Below are 7,420 nucleotides of genomic sequence, written 5' to 3' on the forward strand. Positions count from 1 at the left end.
CCGGGACAGGGGCCGCAGGCTCAGCGAGCCCACGGTCGCGACCGGCTGACCGGTGCCGTCGGCCACGGCCAGCGCGGCTGTCAGCGCATCCGCGTCCGGGCGCCCGAGCGACAGCCTGACCCGCAGCACGGGCGCGCCGGTGGCGTGCACCGCCGCGTCCTCCCACGAGAACGGCAGCCACGACGGGCCGTCCTCGTCCACGACCCCGGGCAGCAGGGTGTGCAGCGCGGCGTCGAGGAGGGCCGGATGCAGCGCGAACCGCTGTGCGTCGGCGTGCTGTCCGTCGCCGAGGGCGACTTCGGCGAAGACGTCGTCGCCCAGGGTCCAGGCGCGGCGCAGCCCCTGGAAGGCCGGGCCGTACGCGTAACCCCGCTCCGCGAGCCGCTCGTAGGCGCCTGTCAGGTCCACCTCGGTGGCCCCGGCCGGCGGCCACACCAGCAGCTCCGGCACGGGAGCCTGCGGGCTCGCGGTGACGACGGTGCCGGTGGCGTGCAGCGTCCACGGCTCCTGTGCCCCGTCGCCGTCGGGCCGGGAGTGGACGAGCAGGGCGCGGCGTCCCGAGTCGTCGGGTTCGCCGACGGACAGCTGGAGCTGGACGGCGCTTTTCTCGGGGAGTACGAGCGGGGCGGCGAGGGTGAGTTCCTCCACCGTGTCGCAGCCTGCTTGTTCGCCCGCGCGCAGTGCCATTTCCAGCAGGCCGGTGCCGGGTACGAGCACGGTGCCGGAGACGGCGTGGTCGGCCAGCCAGGGGTGGGTGCGGAGCGACAGGCGGCCGGTGAGGAGGTACGCGTCGCGGTCGGCGACCGGCACGGCCGCGCCCAGCAGCGGGTGACCGGCGGTCACCAGGCCCAGCCCGGCGGCGTCACCGGCCGTGGCCGGGCCCTCCAGCCAGTAGCGCTCGCGCTGGAAGGCGTACGTCGGCAGGTCGACGCGGCGCGCGCCGGGGAACAGCGCCGCCCAGTCCGGGCGGGCACCGGCGACGTGCAGCCGCGCGACCGCCTCGGCGACCGTCCCGGCCTCGGGTCGCCCGGCACGCAGGGCCGTGGCGAGCGTTCCCGGGTCCTCCGCCAGGCAGTCCTGGACGAGCGCGGTGAGCACGCCGTCCGGGCCCAGCTCCAGGAACCCGGTCACCCCCTCGGCCTCCAGGGTGCGCACCCCGTCGAGGAACCGCACCGCCTGGCGGATGTGCCGGGCCCAGTAGTCGGGCGAGGCCAGTTCCTCGGCCGTCGCCAGGACACCGGTGACGTTGGAGACCACGGGGATCGACGGGGCGTGGAAGTCCAGCCCCTTGGCGACGGTGCGGAACTCGTCCAGCACCTCCTCCATGTGCGGGGAGTGGAACGCGTGGCTGACCGGCAGCCGCTTGACCCGGCGGCCCCGCGCCTTCCAGAGGGCCACGACCTCCTCGACGGCGGTCGCGTCGCCCGAGACCACCGTGGAGCGCGGCCCGTTGACGCCCGCCACGGCGAGCGCGTCGCCGTAGGGTTCCAGGCAGGCCAGGACCTCGTCCTCGGACGCCTCGACCGCGGCCATCGCCCCGCCCTCGCGGGCGGCCTCCATCAGCCGGCCGCGCCCGGCCACCAGGACGCAGGCGTCCGCCAGGTCCAGCACCCCGGCCAGGTGGGCGGCGGTGACCTCGCCGATCGAGTGGCCCAGCAGGTAGTCGGGCCGCAGGCCCAGGTGCTCCAGCAGCCGGAACAGCGCGGTCTCGACGGCGAACAGCGCGGCCTGGGTGAAGACCGTCCGGTCGAGCAGCGCGGCGTCCGCGGACCGGGGTGCGGCGAACAGCACGCTCTTCAGCGGCCGCGGCAGCTCGGGGTCCAGCAGCGCGCACACCTCGTCCAGGGCGCGCGCGAAGACGGGGGAGGACGCGTACAGCTCCTGTCCCATGCCCGGGCGCTGGCTGCCCTGTCCGGTCAGCAGGAACGCGGTCCCGCCGGGCCGGACGGGGCCGGTGCCCCGGACCACGGCGGGCGACGCCTCGCCGCGGGCCAGCGCGCCGAGCGCGTCGAGCAGCGTCTCGCGGTCCGTCCCCACGACGGCCGCGCGGTGTTCCAGCGCCGCGCGCGTGGTGGCCAGGGAGAACCCGACGTCGGCCGGGCGGAGTTCCGGGTGCGTGCCCACATGGGCGTGCAGCCGCCCGGCCTGGGCGCGCAGTGCCTCCTCGTCGCGGGCGGAGAGCACCCATGCCACGGCGGTCCCGGTCGGCGACGGCTCCGCCGGTTCCGGGGCGGCCGAGGCGCCCGCGGTGTCGGCGGGCCGCTCGATGATGACGTGCGCGTTGGTGCCGCTGATGCCGAAGGAGGAGATGCCCGCACGGCGCGGCCGGCCCGTGTCGGGCCACTCCCGCTCCTCGGTGAGCAGCGCGACCGCGCCCGCCTCCCAGTCCACGTGCGGGGACGGCTCGTCCACGTGCAGGGTCCGGGGCAGGACGCCGTGCCGCATCGCCTCGATCATCTTGATGATGCCGCCCACGCCCGCGGCGGCCTGCGCGTGGCCGATGTTGGACTTCAGCGAGCCCAGCCACAGCGGGCTGTCGGCGGGCCGGTCCTGCCCGTACGTGGCGAGAAGGGCCTGCGCCTCGATCGGGTCGCCCAGGCCGGTGCCGGTGCCGTGCGCCTCGACGGCGTCCACGTCCGCGGCCGTCAGCCCCGCGGCGGCCAGTGCCTGCCGGATGACCCGCTCCTGGGCGGGGCCGTTGGGGGCGGTCAGCCCGTTGGAGGCGCCGTCCTGGTTGACGGCCGAGCCGCGCAGGACCGCGAGCACCCGGTGCCCGTTGCGCTCCGCGTCCGAGAGCCGCTCGACCAGGAGCAGGCCCACGCCCTCCGACCAGCCGGTGCCGTTCGCACCGGCCGCGAAGGACCTGCAGCGCCCGTCGGGGGCGAGCCCCCGCTGCCGGGAGAACTCCACGAACACGTTGGGGCCGGACATCACCGTCACACCGCCGGCCAGCGCCAGGTCGCACTCGCCGCTGCGCAGCGCGTTCGCCGCCAGGTGCAGGGCCACCAGCGACGACGAGCACGCGGTGTCCACCGTGACGGCCGGGCCCTGGAGCCCGTAGGTGTAGGAGAGCCTGCCCGAGACGACGCTGGAGAGGTTGCCCGCCAGCAGGAAGCCCTCGAACTCGGCCGGGCCCGCCGCCAGCCGCGACGCGTAGTCGTCGTACATGGCGCCCGTGAACACCCCGGTGTTCGAACCCCGCAGCAGGGCCGGGTCGATGCCCGCGCTCTCGAAGGTCTCCCACGCAGTCTCCAGCAGCAGCCGGTGCTGGGGGTCCGTCGCGGTCGCCTCGCGCGGCGAGACGCCGAAGAACTCCCGGTCGAACAGGTCGGCGTCGTGCAGGAACCCGCCGTGCCGCACGTACGACGTGCCCGTCCGCTCGGGGTCCGGGTCGTACAGGCCGTCCAGGTCCCAGCCGCGGTTGACGGGGAACTCGCTGATCGCGTCGGTGCCTTCGGCGACCAGACGCCACAGCTCCGCGGGCGAGCCCACCCCGCCCGGGTAGCGGCAGGCCATGCCGACGATGACGACCGGGTCGTCGTCCGCGACGACGGGCGTGGGACGCGCGGTCGGCGCCGCCGGGGACGCCGCGGTGTCCGACACCTTGGCGGTCAGGTACGCGGCCAGCGCGCCGGGGGAGGGGTGGTCGAAGACGACCGTGGCCGGCAGCCGCAGCCCGGTGGCCGTGGTGAGCCTGTTGCGCAGCTCCACACCCGCCAGCGAGTCGAAGCCGATCTCCTTGAACGCCCGCTCGGGCGCGACGGAGGAGGCGTCCGCGTGCCCGAGCACGGCGGCGACCACGCCCCGTACCAGCTCCAGCACGGCGGCCTGCCGCCGCTCGGGGCTCAGCGCGGCCGTCTCGCGCGCCCACGAGGGGGCGTCGGTGGCGGCCGCGGCCGCCGTACGCCGTGGGCGGGTGCGCACCAGGCCGCGCAGCAGCGGCGACGGGAGCTCCTCGGCACGGCGCAGCCCGGCCATGTCCAGGGCCGCCGGTACGGCCAGCGGCGCGTCGCCCGCCAGGGCGGCGTCGAACAGCTCCACGCCCTGCGCGGGGGTCAGCGGCGCGACGCCCGCCCGGACCCAGCGGGCCAGATCCGCCTCGGCCAGGGTGGCGCCCATGCCGTGCGTGCCGTCCCACAGGCCCCACGCCATCGAGGTGGCGGCGAGGCCCCGCGCCCGGCGGTGGGCGGCCAGCGCGTCGAGGTAGGTGTTGGCGGCCGCGTAGTTGGCCTGCCCCGCCGTGCCGGTGAGTCCGGACACCGACGAGAAGAGCACGAACGCCGCCAGGTTCTGACCGGACGTCAGCTCGTGGAGGTGCCACGCGGCGTCCGTCTTGGGCCGCAGCACCCGGTGCAGCTGATCATCCGTCAGGGAGGTCACGGTCGCGTCGTCCAGGACGCCCGCCGTGTGCACCACGGCGGTCAGCGGGTGTTCGGCGGGCACGGCCGCCAGCAGGGCCGCGAGGGCGTCGCGGTCCGCCGCGTCGGCCGCCACCACGCTCACCTCGGCGCCCAGCCCGGCGAGTTCGGCCACGAGGGCGTCCGCGCCCGGCGTCCGGTCACCGCGGCGGCTGCTCAGCAGCAGGTGCCGCGCCCCGTGCCGGGTGACCAGGTGCCGGGCGAAGAGCGCGCCCAGGCCGCCGGTGCCGCCGGTGATCAGCACCGTGCCCCGCGGGTCGATGCCGGGGCCTTCGGCGGCCGCGCCCGCGCGGGTCAGGCGCGGTACGCGCAGCTGTCCGCCGCGCACGGCGAACTGCGGCTCGCCCGCGGCCACACCGGCCGCCAGCGGCTCCGTGCCGTCCCCGGCCGCGTCGGCCGCCTCGTCGATGTCGGCCAGCACCACACGGCCCGGGTGCTCGGACTGCGCCGCGCGCACGAGCCCCCACACCGGGGCGTGCGTCAGGTCCGTCACGTCCTCACCGGGCACGACCGCGACCGCGTGACGGGTGACGAACACCAGCCGGGCGTCGGCGAACTCCTCCCCGGACACGAACCGCCGCAGTATCTCCAGCGCGCCCGCGGCCGCCGCGTGCGCGGCCTCGGGGGTGTGCGCGGCGGCGCCGCCGTCCGCGTGCAGGCGGACGGCCACCACGTCGGCCCCGACGGCACCCGCCAGGCCGTCCGCGCCGGTGATCTCGGCCCAGCGCAGGTCACCGGCCGTGCCCGCGGCGGCGGTCACGGGCCACTCCACGGTGAACAGCGCGTCCCCCGCGCCGCCCGCGGGCGCGAGCCTGTCCAGGGCCACCGGGCGGAGCGTCAGCGACTCCACCGACGCCACCGGGGCGCCCGAGGTGTCGGCGAGGGTCAGGGCGACGGTGTCCGGTCCCGTGGCCGCGATCCGCACCCGCAGCGCGGTCGCGCCCGCCGCGTGCAGCACCGCGCCGCTCCACGCGAACGGCAGCCGGATCTCGCCGGGGCCGCTGCGGTCCGCGGCGTCCAGCACGAGCGGGTGCAGGACGGCGTCCAGCAGCGCCGGGTGCAGCCCGAACCGGCCCGCGCCCTCGCGCAGGTCCTCCGGCAGCCGCACCTCGGCGTAGAGGTCACCGCCCTTGCGCCAGAGGGCCGTCAGACCCTGGAACGCCGGCCCGTACCCGTACCCGAGACCGGCCAGCCGCTCGTACACGTCGGTGAGCGGCTCGGGCTCGGCGCCCGCGGGCGGCCAGGCGCGCAGCTCGTCCGCCTCCTCCGCCCCACCGGTGCCGCCCAGTACGCCGGAGGCGTGCAGGGTCCACGGCAGCGTCTCGTCGCCGTTGTCGGGGCGGGCGTGCACGGTGAACGGACGCCCGCCCGCCGCCTCCGGTGCGCCGACGGTCACCTGCACCCGGGCGCCCCCACGCTCGTCGAGCACCAGGGGAACCTGCAGGGTCAGCTCCGCGACACCCGGCGCGTCGGCCCGGTCGCCCGCGGCGACCGCCAGCTCCAGGAACGCGGTGGCCGGGACGAGCACCGTGCCGCCGACGGCGTGGTCGGCGAGCCACGGCTGATCGGCCGGGGAGAGCCGGCCGGTGAGGACCACGTCCTCCCGGTCCGCCAGACCGATCGCCGCCGCCAGCAGCGGGTGCCCGCCCGCGTCCAGCCCCAGACTGCGCGCGTCCGTACGGGCCCGGGGGGCCAGCCAGAACCGCTCGCGCTGGAACGGGTACGTGGGCAGGTCCACCCGGGTACCGCCGGGGAAGAACGTCTCCGCGCGCAGCGGCGCGCCCGCCGTGTGGGCGCGGCCCGCGCCCATGGCGAAGGAGGCGGCCTCCGGGCGGCCCGCGCGCAGCAGCGGAACGGCCGTGCGGCCCTCCGTGGCGAACGAGTTCTGCGCCATCGCCGTCAGGACGGCGTCCGGCCCGACCTCGACGAACACCGTGGCGCCCTGCTCCTCCAGGGCCCGCGTGGCGTCCAGGAAGCGCACCGCCCGGCGGATCTGCTCCGCCCAGTAGCCCGGGTCGGTCAGCAGTCCTTCCGTGGCGAGCGCACCGGTGACCGTGGACACCAGCGGTATCGACGGCTCGTGGAAGGCCAGGGATCCGGCGACCGCGCGGAACTCCTCCAGCACGGCGTCCATGTGCGGGGAGTGGAAGGCGTGGCTCACCCGCAGTCGGCGGGTGCGCCGGCCCCGCTCGCGCCAGTACGCGGCGACCTCCTCGGCCACGGCCTCGTCACCGGCGACGACCACGGCCGTCGGCCCGTTGACCGCGGCGATCGACACCTCCCGCCCGCGGCCCTCCAGCGAGGCCGCGACCTCGGCCTCCCCCGCCTCGACCGCGATCATCGCGCCGCCCTCGGGCGCCGCCCGCATCAGCCGGCCGCGCGCCGCGACGAGCCGCGCCGCGTCGGGGAGCGAGAACACCCCCGCCACGTGCGCGGCGGCCACCTCGCCGATCGAGTGGCCCGCCAGCAGGTCCGGGACCACGCCGTGGTGCTCCAGCAGCCGGAACAGCGCCACCTCGACGGCGAACAGCGCGGGCTGCGTCCAGTCCGTACGGTGCACGAGGTCCGCGTCCGGGCCGTCCTCGGCGGCGAAGAGCACCTCGCGCAGCGGCCGCTCCAGGTGGACGTCCAGCGCGGCGCAGACCTCGTCCAGTGCCGCGGCGAACACCGGGTGCGCCGTGTACAGCTCCCGGCCCATGCCGAGGCGCTGCGCGCCCTGGCCGGTGAACAGGAACGCCGTCCTGCCGGCTCCGGCGGCACTGCCCCGCACCACGTTCGGGGCGTCCTCGCCCCGGGCCAGCGCGTCCAGACCGGCCAGGAACTCCTCCGCCGTCGCCCCGGTGACGGCGGCCCGCCGCTCCGCGAAGGCGCTGCGGGTGGTGGCCAGCGACCAGCCGATGTCGGCCGGTTCCGCGTCCGCCGCGGTGTCGCGCAGCCGCGCGGCCTGCTCGCGCAGCGCCGCCTCGCCGACGGCGGAGAGCACCCACGGAGCGGGGGCGGAC

General features: G+C 77.1%; 1 protein-coding gene. It reads right to left on the reverse strand.

The window, feature by feature from the left end:
* On the reverse strand, positions 1-7,420 hold a 7,420-nt coding region (locus K6I34_RS27200; protein ID WP_229329669.1), incomplete at both ends, for a type I polyketide synthase.

It is taken from the genome of Streptomyces sp. UNOC14_S4 (genome assembly GCF_020740835.1).
Classification (GTDB): domain Bacteria; phylum Actinomycetota; class Actinomycetes; order Streptomycetales; family Streptomycetaceae; genus Streptomyces.